This window comes from Photobacterium kishitanii (genome assembly GCF_000613045.3).
Lineage (GTDB): Bacteria > Pseudomonadota > Gammaproteobacteria > Enterobacterales > Vibrionaceae > Photobacterium > Photobacterium kishitanii.
The window spans coordinates 111,400-127,885 of the sequence record NZ_LN794353.1; the positions used below are offsets into that span (position 1 = coordinate 111,400).

A 16,486-nucleotide genomic window follows, 5' to 3' on the forward strand; every position below is an offset into this window, starting at 1 on the left:
ATGAAAGCTATTATTGTTATTCTGTTACTCTCCTTTTCTTTCAATACCTACGCGAAAAAGATTGATGCCTTTGAAGCGCAGAATATGCCAATCACTGAGTTTGTGCAATGGTTCAGTACCTCATTAAATCAGAACGTGATTGTGTCTGAGGGGGTCAAAGGTGCGGTGACGTTCTCAGCTCCCTCGCTTGATGCTAATGACTTCTTCCCTTTTATTGAAACCGTGTTGGCAAGTAATGGCTTTCGATTAGAGCAGAACGGCAATATTTTCAAAGTCTCATTGTTGCGCGCCGGTGATCCATTACCACAAGTCTTAGGCCAAGATGTATTAATGCCTGGTCAAACTGAAGTTGTTGTAAGAAACATCAATGTCGTACCACCAAAGACCAAGTTTTATGATTTGTTGTATATCGACAATAAGAGTGTCAGCCCTATTATTCAAACCTTATTGGATAACTACAGTGCCAACACTGGTGAGACACAAACAGCGTACAGCATTATCACGTTGCCTCACGCTAATAGTTTAATCGTTACAGGGTCACCCTCGCAGATTGTCCAGATAGACAACCTGATACAGCGTATTGATGTACGTCGAAAGCAGATATTCATCCAAGCGGTGGTTATCGAGTCGCAGATTAATGATGGTAAGGAAGTTGGCGTAAACCTTAACGCTATGTTGGGCGATTTTGGTTTCTCGGTGATCACTAAACCAGCAGAAAGTATTCTTACTGGCGGTAGTATCATTTTTAAAGGTGGTGACATCGACGGCCTGATTAATGCTATATCGACTAACAGTAAAACTAAGTTACTGAGTAAACCGCATTTGTTGATTACTGACCGCGAACAAGGTTATATCACCGTTGGTCAGAACGTGCCCTTTTTGGTTTCTACTGAAGTAACGGATGGCGGTAATACGATCCAAAAAATCGAGCGTCAAAATGTAGGTGTATCATTGCGAGTAACACCACATATTATCGGTGATACGGTACTAATGAACATTAACCAAACATCAAGCAGCGTTAGTAATAGTGATATAGCGAGTGACATCATCACTAATAATCGCCAGATACAAACAGTGATTCAAGCCAAAGATGGCCAATCAATCATACTTGGTGGTTTGGTTGGTGAGGAATCCAGAAATAACGATACTGGAGTACCGATTTTAAAAGACATACCACTAATAGGCTCGCTCTTTGGCTCTACATCAGACAGAGAGATCAATAATCAGTTATCGGTATTGATAAAGGTTAGCATCATCTAGCTTTTGCTTTAAAAAACAAAAAAAGAAAACTTTGATGGCCGGAGGCCTAAACTAAAAGCGCGTTCTCCACTCCATTAGGATTGTGGATAACGCGCTTTTTTGTTATCCACATGACGTTTATTTAAAATCATTATTATTTTAAATAGTTTTTTGCTTACATGTAAATAATTGGAAATTGAATGTTTAATTAGATTCCAACCGCTATCGAGTTCACCCATTCCTTTACTTGTTGTTATCACTTTAAGCGCCCTGTTAAATTCAAATCAAATAATGTAACAATTATTTATCATTTGTATCAATGTAGATAATCTACCAAAACGAGATTACTCTTTTTAGTATAGATTGAATCACGTAGTCGTGGATATAAACATATTGTTAGGTTAAGGTATTTCTTTCTTATATAAATCATTAAGTACCACATAATGCTTTGTATACATAGAGGTATAGTTCTTAGATTTTGGAGAAATACATCAATTGAATCGATTAAATATAATATTAGTTATCACAAGTGTTATGTGTTTCTTTTTAGTATTTAAAACTAGTGATGAGCCATTAATTATTAGTGGGGAATTTTTTGAGTTAGCCTTTAGGCAATTCACTCTTGGAAATACAATATTGTTCAATTTATGTTCAGGACTGCTTATTAGTATATGGTTCTATTTTCTTGTTGTATTTATACCTGAGGCTAAACGTAAAAATCGTATTAAAAAACACTTTGTTATGCAATACCATCAGTTTCGTAAACAAGTTGTTATTTGCATTCTTAGTGCTTGCGGAGAAAGTGGTGATGCAGATTTGATTAATTCGTTAATTATCCCCTCTAAGTTCAAGACTTACTTCGATGGAAAAGATAAAACTGATCAGAATCGATGGTATGTATTCATGAACAATGCTGATGAAGTGATTGTTAAAAATATATTGGCAGAGTTTATTGCTTTTAAAGAAATGATCTCGTACTTATTAAATAATATTGATATTGAAGATGAAGAGCTTCATACATTTCTTCATAACTTTAATACTATAACGACTATATTAGTAAATACGCGAGCAGATGATTACGACAGTATGAAAAGCTTCTCTATATATTTAAGACCTATTTTTGCTGGTTATAGTTGGAAAAAGGGAAGTTATGATTATGACCGTTTTGGTAATATGTTCGACAGAATATAGTATCAATTTAGTATCCTCGCTATATTATCAAGATAATGATCGAAGTAATCTCCGCTCATATATAAATTAACTCTAACTAGTGCATATAAAATCAGCGATATTAAATATAGAGCCTCCTTAAACGGTAGGCTCTATAATTTTATTTCAGCTTCTTAAGCATTCGAGCTGTTCTCAATACTTCCCGCTGAAATCGTAGTTCATCTACCGCTCCTATTTCTATAAGAGCATTACCCATAATGATCCTGTTTGGTGTTAAAGGCCAACCATCAGGAGTAATTAGTTTTCCTTTGGATATTTTCCAGCCTTGCCAATCTTCATCAAGCGGTGATAATTCACGATAAGCGTACATTCTCATTAAACGCTTACATATCGGTGGAATGGTTTTGCCTTTATCCCACTGTAAGACGGTCTTAGGTGTTTTAAAGCAGAGCTTTGCTGTCATTTCAACAGTTAGGTTGCAAGTATAAAATCTAAAGATCTCATTTTCAGTAATGCGTTGTTTATTATTGGTATTATTCATTTCTAAACTAAAGAAAGAATATTACCATTCTCCTAAATTCCCCATGTGTATAATAATTGCGACTTTTTGCTTTTACTGACGGTTTAATCAATTATTAAGTACTTTGCTGATTCTGTATGCATACCTAAACACTCAATGGTATTCAGAAAATTTCATTTATAGAGATTGATCTCGAAACAAGTTCTTTCTTATATGTGTTTCATTGAGTAATAAATAAAATACGCCACTTCTAGTGGACTGCTATCTAGCAGAAGACTTCGGGCATTTAGCCATTGTTAGTTTAATAGGAAATAGTCGTGGATATTTGGGATGTATTATTTAAGGCACTTGAGCAATTTTGGTATGTAGTACCGTTACTAATTATTCTTAACATCTTCAAGAGTCGTTGGTTTAAAGGTGTATTCGGCGAGTTTCTTGTAAACCACCTTTTACTCAAGCTACCAAAATCTGATTACACCCTAATTAAAGACGTTACCTTGCCTACCGAAGATGGTACGACACAAATTGATCATGTCGTTGTTTCTAAGTTTGGTATCTTTGTCGTTGAAACAAAAAATATGAAAGGCTGGATCTTTGGTTCCGCTCGTCAAAAGCAATGGACGCAAAAGATTTATCGTCATACATCTAAGTTTCAAAACCCACTACATCAAAATTACAAACACGTTAAAACTCTAGAGTCCCTGCTAGATTGTAGCGGTGAACAACTGCACTCAGTCATTGTTTTCATTGGTGAGAGTACTTTCAAAACAGAGATGCCACCAAACGTAACTTATGCACGTGGCTGTATCCGTTACATACAGCAATTTGATGAGGTTGTATTTTCTGATGATGAATATTCTCGTTTAATAGAATCACTGAATCAGATTAAGTTAAAACGTGGGATAGCTACAAACCTAAAGCACCGTAAGCATGTACGAAAAATAGTTGCTGATAAAGAGTCTATAAAACTATGCCCTCGTTGTGGTTCTGCAATGTTAATGCGTGAAACAAAGCGTGGTGAGAATAAAGGCAAACAGTTTTGGGGTTGTTCTTCGTTCCCCAAGTGTAGGACAGTTGAGCAATTAAACTAATGTGAAAGTTAGTATTTTAGCGCTTTTGATATGCAATTATACGATATGCGTATTAGAAACTTTTGGTAACACACTCAACAAACTGTTAACAGCGTTTTATTGTTAATATCGGCGTAGGAAATGTACCAAAACGAGGCTTACTCTCCTGTTTTTACTTGAGATAAAATCACATGGTGCGTTAAATATGAATATTGTTAATGGTAATAATACGGATAAACGATTTTCCATTTTTTGCTATTAATCGATGAGTTTGAATATATAAATTAGGTATAGATTATGGCAATGATTGTAGAGGAACATATAGATAACTGGGATGATTTATCATTTCGAATCAATGATAATTTCACACATTTTAATAACTATATATTTAGGGGGCAGGCAAATGAGAATTGGAAACTGGAACCTACATTATCAAGAGCATTAGAGAGTGCTGGTTATAGCAAAAATGAGCATAGAGAAATTACTGAAGTTCACTTGAATAAATTTAAAGAAAATATAAGAGGCAGAGTTAATTTGAATTTAAACTCGGCTTCTGATGATGAGTTATGGTCTCTCGGACAACATTTTGGTCTTTATACAACTTTACTAGATTGGAGTCGATCTCCATATGTAGCTTTGTTTTTTGCATTACAGAATTGTAAGGATGGCGAAAATGGAGCTTTATATGCTATTTGGGAAACAGATATTTCTACAATAAGAAAAGAAAAAAGTGGTAATCAAAAAAATGTCCATTTAGTTAATCCATTAACTAACTATAACGATCGTCTAGTAAATCAAAGAGGACTTTTCATTCATATACCAACACATATTAATTTGTATAATTGGATAAAAAGTAGCACTGAATTTGACTGGGTTACAATGTATAAAATAACTTTCCCAAGCTCTATCAAACAACAAGCATTATCAGCGTTAAATAATATGAATATTAATCAGTTATCTTTGTTTCCAGATCTTTATGGTTCGTCTGAACATACAAATTATGAGCTAATGATTGAGCCATATTTACAAAAACAGAGAGATGAATTTCGCAATCGTACTGATTGGTAATAATTATTATATTAAATCGTTTTAAGAGGCCGTTTTAACGGCCTTTGCTTTTATGACGTTATTACATATATGTTTTATAAAAGTTAGTCAATCGACTGCAAACATTTTTATGAGTTCGATTAATCAGGAAGATTATTATTTACAAGAATATTATTTTTTAAATTGGGATTTTTATACATAATTTCTTTTGCATGATTAAAATTATCAGTTGATTGATAAATACGACTATATGAATCTACTATTTGTAATGAGTTAATGAATCTGATTTCCGCTTCACTAATTTGTAGTGCTTTACCACTGCTTATTGATTCAAGTAATCGTAAGGTACTATCTGTATCATAATTATTTAATTCTGTATATATGTGCTTATTATTTTGAATAAAAGTATATTTTTCTAATATTTCTTCTGTAAGTTTTGGACACATAAAAGATAAACATAATTTTTTTGATATAGGTAAAAAAATCTCCACATTATCAACAGAATACCCCTTTGATTTGAATCTGTTTTTTTTATGTGCATACATAACTACGGGATTATCACTTATTATAAATTCTATATTATTTGGTGCTTTTAAAAGACGAATAGGTTTACCAGCAAATGTATTGGCAGCATTAACAATTTGGTTACTTAAACTTGACACATGATTTGATTTTATTTCTTCTTCGTTAAGTTCCTTGAAATTAGAAAAGTCATTAGGATTGTATCCAAGTCCTTTAATAAAGGTACAAATAGAAGTATTAAGCTGTTGCGATAATTCACGCTGTTTCTTTACCCTAAGTAAAAGGTTAGAGACAAAAAAACAAAGAATTATATGATCGTCCTCAGGTTCATCTAATTTTTCTAGGGACTCAGTATCAATAATAGATTTAATGATCTCACTAGATACTCCCTCTAATTTTGATAATTTATGTTCATAGGTGAGACATTGATCATTTAGATTTATATTATAAAATCCGTTTTCACAAGCACTATCTTTAACTGATGTTTTATAAGAAACATTTTTCAATTTATCATACGTATACAGTTGCTCTGTATCATTAATAGAGAAGTTTTTTAATAAAAACTGAGGGACGTAATGCTGTTTTTTTGGTGTATTCTTACTGATGATATCCATAAAGAACCATATAAAAGAGTTTAATGGTGAGATACGGTAACAGAAAAACACTCTTAGAGCATAAAAAATGGGTGAAAGTTACTGTTACATTATCGCCAAGATAGGTGGTTTTTATCACAAGTATCGGCTTAGTGTGAAGGTACATTCTTAATTAGCCTTGCAACCCTCATTATTTCAGCTCTTAGTGCCCTATCGTTATCTGTACCAATCTCTATTAAAGCATTACCCATGAATATTTGATTAGGGGTTAAACTCCACCCATTGGGTGTAATTAGCTCGCCTTTATTAAACATCCATCCTCGCCATTCTTTGCTAACAGCGTCCAGTCTCCTATTTGCGTAAAGCTTCATTAGCCTTTTACAAATAGGAGGAATGGTTCTACCTCTATCCCACTTCGTGACGGTGCTCACACTTTTGAAGCAAAGTTCAGCGGTCTTTTCTACGGTTAATCCGCAAATATACATGCGGAAATATACATTGGGTGTCATTTCTTTCATAAACTATTAATTTTCTTGGCTTTAGCGTGAGAAAAAACAGTTTTTCAATCACGCATTATTTAACTTCTACTGTCATAATGCGCACTGAGAGAAATATAATGAAAGGGCTTAAAAAGGTTGTAAAACCAAGGCGTAAGCTTAGTAACTCTGGATAATTAATTTGTCCATTATGTCAGCCTATATTTTCAGTTTTATCTGGTTGATCTTTATATATAGTTAAAATATTCACAATTGGATATGCTAGCCATATAACGAAAAAGACCGTCCATTAGGGCGGTCTTGGTATCGAAGTACATAGGATGGATATTAGATGTTTCTACCCTATTGTGTTACGTGGCTATTGCATAAGCTCTTTGGAAAATTCCAACAGCTTATTGGTTCTCATGAATAATTCTGAGTAACTTAGCAGGAGTTCCGCCATATAGTGAATCAGGTGGGACATCTGTATTAACAACCGAGTTAGCCGCAATCACAGATCGTGCACCAATGGTTACACCTTTGTTGATCACAACATTGCCACCAATCCACACATCATCCTCAATAATAATAGGATCGTTAATGGTTTCCCAGTTACGACGGTTGAGATAGTTTAAGTCATGGCTAGCACAGTAAAGCTGCGTGTTAGGGCCAATCATCACGTTATTACCAATAATAATTTTAGCCCCATCCAACATCGTCACGTTCATATTGATGAAGGTCTTTTCTCCAATCGAGATCGTTTTACCGAACTCACAATAAAATGGAGAACGGACTATACTCGAAGCTGGCATCTTTTCCATCAACTGTTGAAACAGCTCAATACGTTGAGAGTCATCTGTACTTTGGTTTATGGCCTGCAATAAGTTCGAAGCATTTTGACGAATATGGTTAATAATGTCTGAGCCGCAGTCAAAGTCTTTACCTGCAAGCATCTTTTCGAATTCGGTCATGTTATCTCTCAACTTAATATATGTTATTGATGCGGTGTTTTATTACTCACTGCGTTAGCTATTTATTTTTCATCAGTTAAAAGTAATAAAACACTTCAGCATGATACTAAGTTTTTTATATTTATTCTGGTTATAACGACTATTTTGATCATTATTATCTCATACATCTATGGTATGAGGTTCCGATTCTAGACGTCATAATCAACTTCATGACGATTCAGGTAAACGCCCAGCTTGCTTTAGCACCCCATTAAATATCGATTCGCTAATATAATCAGGAAAGTCTTTCGGTAATTGCTGACGTACTGTATTGATGACGGTTGGTGTTTGGCTTTTCATTTCTGCCATTAACTCACTGGCTCGTTGTTCTGAAAACCCAATAGCTTTAGCTGTGCTTAAAAAGTGCCGTGGTTGAATAGCTTGCCATTTGTAATATTTCTTAGTGCCGATGAGTGCCATCGCCATTTTTGCTTTTTGTTTGGGAATGCTTTTTGAATCCATTAAAGGATAAGCTGAAATAATGTCATATAATGGCGTCATGCTGTAACGGCTTTCTGGCTCTAGGAACAAGCTGAAGTTTTTTCCATGGCCATCAATGGCAGCTAAGAGCCAAAACAGAATTTGGGCTTTAAAAAACACGTCACGATCATGGCTTGATGTTCGTGAACCCAGTAGAAATTGCATGATGTTAGAGATGCCAGGGCCACCATCAGATTCATATTTTAATGCTGGTGCAACACCTAATGCTTGGCACATGTCTTCTTGTGGTAGTCGCATGAGCCAATTGCCGTCTTGTGACCAGCGGCGATCAAAACGTTTGAGTGCTAACGCTTTAATATCTTCGACATAAATAATGTTAGCTTCATTAACGCTAAAACCATAAGCAGCCGCAATTTTCAAACATAGCCATTCGTTTTCACAGCTATCACTTAAATCGATATTTTTATGTGGCAATATCCCTATTGGCAGTTTAAGTATATGGCTGGTTGGTGTCGATCCTAGCGGTAAATGCCATTGATTTTGATACCACAATAAGCCGGTCTTCTCTTGCGCACCGGCGATGGAGATTCGAAAATCATCCATATCCTCTAACATACCTAATGGTGCGTCACTTTGATATCCTCGTAACACTTGTGCCATACGGGTATCAGTTAATTGTTCTGCATGTACTTGTCTTACATCTTCTAATATTACATCTGGTGAATATAGCTGAATTGCGCCAACACAATCGCCTCCAATTTTACTAAGAAGATCAAAAGGACGTTTGGTGGTGGCTTTAAAACGAGATTGAATACGACTGCGGATCTCTTCGTTATCAGGTAATAAATTATCAAAAAAGTTATAGGGAATGTCGCCATGATAGGGATCCTGACGTAATGGCATTGAAAGTGAAATCGCACGCGATCCTGCACGAGCAAGCCATGTTGAATGGTATTGAAAGGATATAGCACCTGATGATGCTTTTGCTAATGTACCAACTAAAATCCCATTCATTGCGACGGATAACCTTTCCATAGTTACCATTCCTCATTCCACTGTTGATTGCTACTCTGTGTCTCTGCGGTACTATTACGAGGCTGAACATGCAATTCGAGATCTAATGCCGCCAATAATTTAAATAGCGTATCAAGTTTAGTGCCTTCTGGCGTATTTTCGAATGCTGATACGGTCGTTTGTTTTATACCAACTAATTTGGCGGTATCACTTTGAGTTATGTTTTGTGCTTTACGTTGATCTCTTACTGCATTCGCTAGCATTTTTGCCGATGTTATTTGCATTTCATCACCACACTTAAATTATCCTTCGTAAGGGATATTTTAATATTATCCCTTGTAGAGGATATTTGCAAATTATACGCTATAAGGGATAAATCTCGGCAAGCATATAGGTGGTATTATCTTACCTTTATCCCACTGTAATACCGTATTAGGTGGCTTAAAATATAGCTTTGTTAAACTTTAAATTCGTGACTTCCCTACTCCCTTAACCTAATACAAAAATACCGCCACAATGGACGGTATTGATATTGGTTCTACTTAGTTAGGTTCAGTTGTATTTGCCGCTAAACCATTAAACATTGTTGGTGGTATGTCTTTTAAAATTAATGACCAAGCATTACCGACACCATCACCGGTAAAATTGTTTTTCTCGGTATCTTTAAACCAATAGTAAGCCGGAAGGCCTGAGTACGTTAGTTGCAACTTATTGAGTTCATTATTGTATACCGCACCAAATTTTGGATCTTGTAAGATCAAGTTTTTCATTTCTTTCATAGTGACGATTGCAGCTGGCCATCTCGCTAAACATGACCCTAGAGGACCTTTATCTTTCATGCTGGTACATTTAGGTGGAATGGGTGAATTAACGTCTTTTTTGAACGTGTAAAGCGCCAAATCGTCTTTACCAACCAGAAGGTTTCCTTTTGGTGTCATTTTAAACGCCGGTTCAGTTGGGTACTCTAAATCATGAGCAAAGGCATTAGAAGATATAGATAATAAGAGTAATGATGTATGAATTAATGTTTTTTTCATAATGGCTACCATTGTTAGGATTAACTCGTTGTATGTGAAATAGATGGTCTAATTTGATGTTGCATCTTGTGATAGTTTGTTTAATACGTTTGAGATTTTATTCGCAACATCATCACAACCCTCTATGTGATGACGGTTTATTAGATAATGAGGATCGTTATATGATAGCCAGACTTTATTAGCCGCATCTTTACTGATTAATACCTTTTGTGGTAAATCGATGGCACTATTCTGGCTACATTGCATTAAACGGGTGCCAATTTTAGGGTTGCCGAAGATAATGACTTCTGTGGGTCGCAATTCTAAATTTATATTACGCGCATTTTGTGCATGGTCGATCCTCGTAAAGATGGTCATTCCTTTATTGATGGCTAATTGCTCAAAACGATTGGCGGTTTCCTCGACTGAGTATTTACTTTGATGCTTGACTACACCATCAGATGCATTTGCAAAAAATGAGGTGAATAGTGAAATCGCGCCAATGATGATAATTTTCTTCATTTTTATACCTATCAAAATCATGTGGTTATAACGTATTGTCTGACGTTGTTGCTTTATAAAAAAAGAACGATGAGCATCCTCCCCATGCAACAATATTAACCATCAACGCTTTTATGATATTAATTGGCGTGACAGGAATTGTTTGAAAGACAAAGAAAGTACATAAACTTGCGATAAAGCCCACTGCAATACCTTTGATAAACCACCTCTGTTTTAAAAAAGGCAAACAATAAAGCAGTGCCCATAGCCCGCCCCAAAAGACTTGTTTATAGATAAAAATATGATCGGGTTGGGACAATCCTTGTAATGGGTTGATGAGATAAATAGCGAGTACATTGGCGATACTGCCAATAAACCCTGCCCCTAAAGCTATTGTGATATTTCTAAGCATATTGATCCCTATGTGCCAATTCTCAAAGTAATAGAACATCGAACTAAAAGAAAAATTTCACTGTTATGAGAATAATTTTTTAGGGGCGTTATTTTGCACTATGGTTGGCTTTGAGATATTGCTGGCCTATTTGTTACAGGGTCACTATTGATGCTGTGCTGAAATGATTATACGATCTATACTATTTTCAGTAACATGACAGCTCATTAATTGGTTTTATGAAGGAGATCACTTTGCTTAGAGTTATTCAACGTCGCCGCATTAAAAAGGTTATTAAGTTGCTTTCAGCAAGGTTGATAAAAGGCTATGGCAGCCGAGATTTCTAGTACTAGTGAGTTTAGTACGCGGCAATATCAAATTGCTGTGGCTTTGTATGCTGATCCGCAAGATATGAATATCGAGCAAACTCCAACTCTGAAATCCATACGTCATGGTGTGTCGCATGATTTCTTTGACGGCAATGATTACATCGGACAAGATGTGCTTAACCTACTCGCGTTAGGTGGATGGAAAGGCGGTCGTATAGATGATGATTGTCGAATCGCTTTGGAATGGGAAGCCGCTATTAACGCTAACTGTCGTTACTTTACATTTAACCATACTCTATCCCTTACAGAGGATAATTACAATTTATCTGCTATAGGGGATAAATAATAGTAACAATGATGAAGATGGTTTTGATCTATGTTGAATAATAAAGATGAAATGCCAGTATGGATTTTAGGAAAAATGCAGCTTGTGATGAGTATGTGTGAGAAACAATAGTGGTAATGACATAGATGACTAACCTACTACTATTATAGAAATAGTAGTAGGTCAAACGTCGTAGATAGAAAGATTCTATTCGGCCGTTTGTTGAAGCTTACTAAGCTCTACTTCAATTTTCGCAATTTCAGCAGTGTAACGAGCCTTACTTGCGCCATCTCTAGTCGATTTAGACATAGTTTGTAGCTTAGATAGCTTCTTTGTAAGTGTTGCTAATTGATTCTGGTTTTTGCGATTACTACTCATTAATAAATGATGCTCCAAAAAAGTTAAGGTATTTACTCAATAAGCTTATTATAAAATCACATAAGATGCATATAATTTATTAAAAAATGACGTAATTCGTTGCGTCACTTCAAGTAAATACTCATATGCCATTATATTATGCCTTATTTTCTTACTATTGCGACTATGATATGACTATAGCAGCAGATAACAGGCAGATCTTACATAATCCTAGTTGTTTTTTCATTGTACGTATAACTTGTTACATTTACAACGTAGTATATAGCGCTATAAATGCAGAAAGATCAATATATTGTATTAATACTTGGTTTTGATGACGTATTTTAGCTCCCTTTTCATCTGTGAAACTCAATTATATACCATCGTGACCTCTGACAAAGATACACGCAATGCATCAGGAGGTTCAAAAATTTCAGTTATGGAAATATATTATTCTGAATAACCTGAACGATATACTTGCAATCCCAAACGGCTAATTTGTTTTAAATACATTAAAAGAATCAACAATTAACTATCATAAATAAAACCAAAGTAGTCTTAAAATTCAACATTAAATGCTATTGTTAATTTAGATATTAAAACAGGAGCGCAAATGCGGAAAACAGATAAGAAAATTGATAATGCGATTCGTGATGCCTTAACCCTCGTATGTGATCATGCACAACTTTCATTTGAGGGATTTCAATGGTTAACTCACTGTGTGAATTACGATAATTTTCCAAACAGTCTCAAAATTATTTGTATCTTTAACACTGATGAACAATTAGCTAATTTACGACAAGGTGATTATGGCAGGCTGTTAAGGCAATTAATCAAACAACATTTAGCTGATATTAATGTGGTAATAAAAAATGTAGATAAACAAGTCCTATTTGATAGCGAACAAGCCTGTGTCACTACTCATAATGGTAAATGGGCGCAAAAATTAGCTCAGCATTAAAAGCAATAATCCCCCCTGCCATGACAAATATGGCTTATGCATCTACATTTAAAATAGCGCTAGGGCTATAGGTTAATTTACGTCAAAGAAAATTGTGTACTCAAGGATGTCTTCAGTGTGACTGACATTAGATGTATTTTAAGATTATCAATATCAGTTTATTTTAACGGATATTGGTGATCTGTTTTTACTAATCATGTCATTTAATCTGAATTCAACGCTAATCAATAAATATGATCAGGTTTTCTTGAACATTTAGAGCAAGATTTGTTGGCTAAAGGACTAGATAAATGAAATTAGTAAATGGCTTAGTTACTTCTCTTCTATTGATTAGCTTAAACGTCTCTGCGCAAGAGAAAGATGATATTTTTGTCGGTGCTAAAGTCGGTATCAGTAACGTTGATTTCAATAGCTATAAGGGCTCTAAATCCGGTTCAGGTGTTGATTACGGGCTTGAGTTTACTTGGTTACATAATATCTATCAAAATATCAGCTTAGGCATAAATTTGAGCTTAGATCGTTTTGAAAATCAATTATATGGAAAATTTGATAGTAATCATTCCTCACTCATTATATCCCCTATAATCTCATATCGTATTGTTGCACTAACACCTAAGTATTTAGGGAAAAATTATATACGTTACCATGATGGTTTAAGTGTGTACTTTAAATTAGGTCTTGGCTGGGCTCAATCTGATATTACTTATTCAAATGGCAGTATGAGAGATGATGGTGCAATTGATTCATGGGGGCTTGGATTGAAGTGGCAAAGTACCAGTAACTGGGCTATAGGGATTGAATATAGTCAATTAGATAATCATTTATGGGGACTAGGTGAACAGAATTATAGTCTCAAAAATAAATCAGTTATGGGTATTATTAACTATCGATTTGATACGTAGCTTTCAATGCTAGGTTAATTTTACGCACTAAAAAGTGTAAAAAATCCACATTGTTATATGTGGATTTGTAGGTTTTAGTTTTAGGTAATGTAGCGATTAACCGATGTTCTTACAGCGAGATGCTAGAATAGGATCAACATTGCCTTGAATTTTTTGGATTTTATCCGCACGTTCACATTCCCATTTTGATACGGGGTATTGTTTATCCCACGCACTCATTAATTGACGTTGTTGACGACTCATTTTATAGCTAGGATATACAGCATCGAAATACATGTAAGTACGCGCAATAACGCCACGAGCACGTTTAGGTGGCTGTGCTTCATGATCTTTTTTATCGATGATCATGTCACAACTACCAAATGAACGGTAATCTTTACTGGCTGTTTTAGGCAGCATTACATAATTGTAGTTTTGACGCGCAGCGTTAACTGCACCAATAGCAGGATATAAGTTGTATAGGTCTGATTGCATTAGGCGATATTCTTTATTCGCTTTCTCTGCACATTTACGGCCTTTAAACGCTTTACCTTTATTATCGACACATACTTTTGCCCCTTCACGCCATTCACTAAATGCACGACCAAAGTTTTCGGCAGGAACAACGTGCTCTGCCTCCCATCGCTTGATGCGCTTTTTATAAACATCTGTTGTGAAACCAGAAGGTAAGGTAATGTATTTTTTGTTGTTAAAATCTGCACCACAATAAATAGTTTTCATATCAGCAGGGTTAGTATAGATCTGCTGTTGCATGATCTTTTTCGCTTTACTGAATGATTGGTTGGTGGTGTTACCTTGTGGAGTTTGTGCTAATGCAAGTGTCGGTAATAGTGCGACACTAAGTAGAATAATTTTAGTTGGGTTCACGATGTTCTCTTTTAGATTGTGCGATCAATTTATCAATCTACTGACATATTGATATGACAAAACCTGCGTGGTTTTGGTTTTATATTGAGATAACGCTATGAATAATAAGTGGTTTTATAATACTGCTTATTCGGATAGGATTACTTTCACTCGTCCTACATCTCCGGTAGTTAAACGAACTTTGATACCATGTGGATGTGTTGGTGAATTAGTGAGGATTTTTTCTACTGTACCTGACGTGAGTTTCCCTGTGCGTTGATCTTGCTTTAAGACAATTTCTACGTTTAAACCAATATAGATATTTGAACGATTTGTACCTGACATATTGACTCTTTTATTATTAGTTTTTCAGGCTGTATTATTGATTTTTTACAGAAAAACGCAACTGAATATTAAAAGATGCTTATTTTTGTACATCATTGAGAGGATTTTGTATGGCTCTCAGTTAGAGTTATTTGTTAGGCTTACAGAGAAATAAAAATATTAAGGGTAGCCGTATGAAAATAATGAAACATATTCTATTAGCAACGACATTAGGTTGCGTAAGTATGAGCGCTCTCGCTGCTCCACAATCACAAAAGACATTACAACCTGAGTGTGAGGCTGGCTTTACGAGTATTGTTACTGGAGACTTTAACAAAGAACCTCAACGTGCTTGCTTACCAACAGATCAAAAACAAGCAGTGAAAATTAAGCTTGGTCAAACGATTCAATTGAATCTACCTGCGAATCCTTCTACTGGCGCATCATGGGCATTACGCTCAATGCCTAATTCATTAATGCTATTGGGTGTTGATTACCATAACTCAGCGCAGTGTAAAAAAGGGATGGTGGGCTGTAGCGGTTTAAGATCGTACACATTTGAGGCGGTTGCTAATGGTGTAGGTGAATTAAAGCTAAATTATGGTCGAGCATGGGAAAAAGATAGTTGGGAAAGTAAAAATATTACTATTTCTGTCCAACCTTAGCTCATTCGTTATAGGTCATCATAATTAATGCAATATAAAAGAGCCCTCCTGATTGAGGGCTTTAATACAGTAAAGTTGATATTAGTGTTGAAGCGCGGGACAATCTTTAGGTAGTAATTGCTCTGGTATTGCTGGCCCTACTCCCATATCAGCTGTCCAACCTTTTAAACCACCTGTTTTAGGATCGAAATCACTGCATTTATAAGGCTGATCTTTAACTTGTATAGTTGGTGTTGAATCTGGATTTATATTTTTAGGTAATGATGCTGCTGGTAATTCAACGATTGTATTTTTTTGTGTATGTTCAATTGTAGTATTGTTACCTGTCGTTTGATCACTTTTGATAATTGTAAATGCTAAACTGCATATTACTATTGCGCCAAGCACTGCTAGAGCAGATTTTGTTGACTTCTTCATGGGCTATTCCCTCAGTAAAACACAAGTTGGTTATCTATGAGCTATTTAAAGTCTATTTTATAGTGAAGATCAAATTATGTATTAAAATAAACACTTAATTGCTTGTTTAAACACCTATTTAATAATTTATTGCTGCTAATCATGAAATTACTGTTTGATAACACATGGGTAATAAGTTGACTTACTTATCACTCAACAGTTAACAGTCATCAAATATTTTTGTATAGTCAAAAAAATTAGCCCTTTTTATCGTAAGTGCTATAGTTCATTCTATCTCTTATACTCAGCGGTTTTTCTCATGTTTGTATTTCAGTATTAGATCTAGATGGATTAGCAGAGAATAGTTTCAG

20 protein-coding genes and 1 pseudogene are annotated in these 16,486 nt (G+C 35.2%); 8 read left to right on the plus strand and 13 right to left on the minus strand.

Going from position 1 to position 16,486, the window contains the following annotated elements; all coding sequences use genetic code 11:
- Together PPBDW_RS15730 and PPBDW_RS15735 are read left to right on the plus strand one after the other, a co-directional pair.
- The gene (locus PPBDW_RS15730) at positions 1-1,260 is read left to right on the plus strand and encodes a secretin N-terminal domain-containing protein (RefSeq protein ID WP_036790152.1); all 1,260 of its coding nucleotides are present in this window, start codon (positions 1-3) and stop codon (positions 1,258-1,260) included.
- Between the two features lie 474 nt (positions 1,261-1,734).
- A complete protein-coding gene (locus PPBDW_RS15735; protein WP_156312904.1) occupies positions 1,735-2,430 on the plus strand; it encodes a hypothetical protein in 696 nt (231 codons plus the stop codon).
- Positions 2,431-2,569: 139 nt separating this feature from the next.
- On the opposite strand, the gene PPBDW_RS15740 is transcribed toward PPBDW_RS15735, so the two are convergent.
- Positions 2,570-2,950: a DUF3653 domain-containing protein gene (locus PPBDW_RS15740; RefSeq protein ID WP_036790156.1), complete on the minus strand. Its 381-nt coding sequence runs from the start codon at positions 2,948-2,950 to the stop codon at positions 2,570-2,572.
- Positions 2,951-3,246: 296 nt separating this feature from the next.
- Between PPBDW_RS15740 and PPBDW_RS15745 the strand changes: the two genes are divergently transcribed.
- Positions 3,247-4,020, plus strand: a complete 774-nt coding sequence (locus PPBDW_RS15745; RefSeq protein WP_036790159.1) for a nuclease-related domain-containing protein — start codon at positions 3,247-3,249, stop codon at positions 4,018-4,020.
- A gap of 276 nt (positions 4,021-4,296) precedes the next feature.
- Positions 4,297-5,067 (plus strand): FRG domain-containing protein, encoded by a 771-nt coding sequence (locus PPBDW_RS15750; RefSeq protein ID WP_036790161.1) that lies wholly within the window; start codon positions 4,297-4,299, stop codon positions 5,065-5,067.
- A 119-nt stretch (positions 5,068-5,186) separates the two neighbouring features.
- Here the strand turns inward: PPBDW_RS15750 and PPBDW_RS15755 are convergent, their stop codons facing one another.
- The 8 genes from PPBDW_RS15755 to PPBDW_RS15790 form a co-directional block, all read right to left on the minus strand.
- Entirely contained in the window at positions 5,187-6,182 is a 996-nt protein-coding gene (locus tag PPBDW_RS15755; protein WP_036790163.1) for a DUF4238 domain-containing protein, read from the minus strand.
- Positions 6,183-6,310: 128 nt separating this feature from the next.
- Positions 6,311-6,679, minus strand: coding sequence for a DUF3653 domain-containing protein (locus PPBDW_RS22920; protein WP_036790165.1), 369 nt, complete (start codon positions 6,677-6,679; stop codon positions 6,311-6,313).
- 371 nt (positions 6,680-7,050) lie between these two features.
- Positions 7,051-7,608: a sugar O-acetyltransferase gene (locus PPBDW_RS15765; RefSeq protein ID WP_036790167.1), complete on the minus strand. Its 558-nt coding sequence runs from the start codon at positions 7,606-7,608 to the stop codon at positions 7,051-7,053.
- Positions 7,609-7,815: 207 nt separating this feature from the next.
- Positions 7,816-9,123, minus strand: a complete 1,308-nt coding sequence (locus tag PPBDW_RS15770) for a type II toxin-antitoxin system HipA family toxin (protein ID WP_036790169.1) — start codon at positions 9,121-9,123, stop codon at positions 7,816-7,818.
- Between the two features lie 2 nt (positions 9,124-9,125).
- The gene (locus tag PPBDW_RS15775) at positions 9,126-9,386 is read right to left on the minus strand and encodes a helix-turn-helix domain-containing protein (RefSeq protein WP_036790171.1); all 261 of its coding nucleotides are present in this window, start codon (positions 9,384-9,386) and stop codon (positions 9,126-9,128) included.
- Between the two features lie 258 nt (positions 9,387-9,644).
- Positions 9,645-10,139: a COG4315 family predicted lipoprotein gene (locus PPBDW_RS15780; RefSeq protein ID WP_036790173.1), complete on the minus strand. Its 495-nt coding sequence runs from the start codon at positions 10,137-10,139 to the stop codon at positions 9,645-9,647.
- A 48-nt stretch (positions 10,140-10,187) separates the two neighbouring features.
- Positions 10,188-10,640: a DUF302 domain-containing protein gene (locus tag PPBDW_RS15785; RefSeq protein ID WP_036790175.1), complete on the minus strand. Its 453-nt coding sequence runs from the start codon at positions 10,638-10,640 to the stop codon at positions 10,188-10,190.
- A gap of 25 nt (positions 10,641-10,665) precedes the next feature.
- Positions 10,666-11,031, minus strand: coding sequence for a hypothetical protein (locus PPBDW_RS15790; RefSeq protein ID WP_036790176.1), 366 nt, complete (start codon positions 11,029-11,031; stop codon positions 10,666-10,668).
- A gap of 233 nt (positions 11,032-11,264) precedes the next feature.
- Here PPBDW_RS15790 and PPBDW_RS15795 point away from each other — a divergent pair.
- A pseudogene (locus PPBDW_RS15795) lies at positions 11,265-11,600 on the plus strand (DUF6559 family protein).
- A gap of 271 nt (positions 11,601-11,871) precedes the next feature.
- Here PPBDW_RS15795 and PPBDW_RS15800 read toward each other — a convergent pair.
- Positions 11,872-12,042: a hypothetical protein gene (locus PPBDW_RS15800; protein ID WP_155395114.1), complete on the minus strand. Its 171-nt coding sequence runs from the start codon at positions 12,040-12,042 to the stop codon at positions 11,872-11,874.
- Between the two features lie 592 nt (positions 12,043-12,634).
- On the opposite strand from PPBDW_RS15800, the gene PPBDW_RS15805 reads away from it, so the two are divergent.
- Positions 12,635-12,982, plus strand: a complete 348-nt coding sequence (locus PPBDW_RS15805) for a hypothetical protein (RefSeq protein ID WP_036790179.1) — start codon at positions 12,635-12,637, stop codon at positions 12,980-12,982.
- A 290-nt stretch (positions 12,983-13,272) separates the two neighbouring features.
- On the plus strand, positions 13,273-13,884 hold the full coding sequence (locus PPBDW_RS15810) for an outer membrane beta-barrel protein (RefSeq protein ID WP_036790181.1): 612 nt from the start codon (positions 13,273-13,275) through the stop codon (positions 13,882-13,884).
- A 96-nt stretch (positions 13,885-13,980) separates the two neighbouring features.
- Here the strand turns inward: PPBDW_RS15810 and PPBDW_RS15815 are convergent, their stop codons facing one another.
- Positions 13,981-14,751, minus strand: a complete 771-nt coding sequence (locus PPBDW_RS15815; protein WP_054262128.1) for an endonuclease — start codon at positions 14,749-14,751, stop codon at positions 13,981-13,983.
- Between the two features lie 126 nt (positions 14,752-14,877).
- Complete coding sequence (locus tag PPBDW_RS15820) at positions 14,878-15,075, minus strand: YwbE family protein (RefSeq protein ID WP_036790182.1); 198 nt, start codon at positions 15,073-15,075, stop codon at positions 14,878-14,880.
- A gap of 173 nt (positions 15,076-15,248) precedes the next feature.
- Between PPBDW_RS15820 and PPBDW_RS15825 the strand changes: the two genes are divergently transcribed.
- Positions 15,249-15,719, plus strand: a complete 471-nt coding sequence (locus PPBDW_RS15825; RefSeq protein ID WP_054262129.1) for a protease inhibitor I42 family protein — start codon at positions 15,249-15,251, stop codon at positions 15,717-15,719.
- Between the two features lie 81 nt (positions 15,720-15,800).
- Here PPBDW_RS15825 and PPBDW_RS15830 read toward each other — a convergent pair whose 3' ends face one another.
- Entirely contained in the window at positions 15,801-16,136 is a 336-nt protein-coding gene (locus PPBDW_RS15830; RefSeq protein ID WP_036790183.1) for a hypothetical protein, read from the minus strand.
- Positions 16,137-16,486 lie beyond the last annotated feature (350 nt).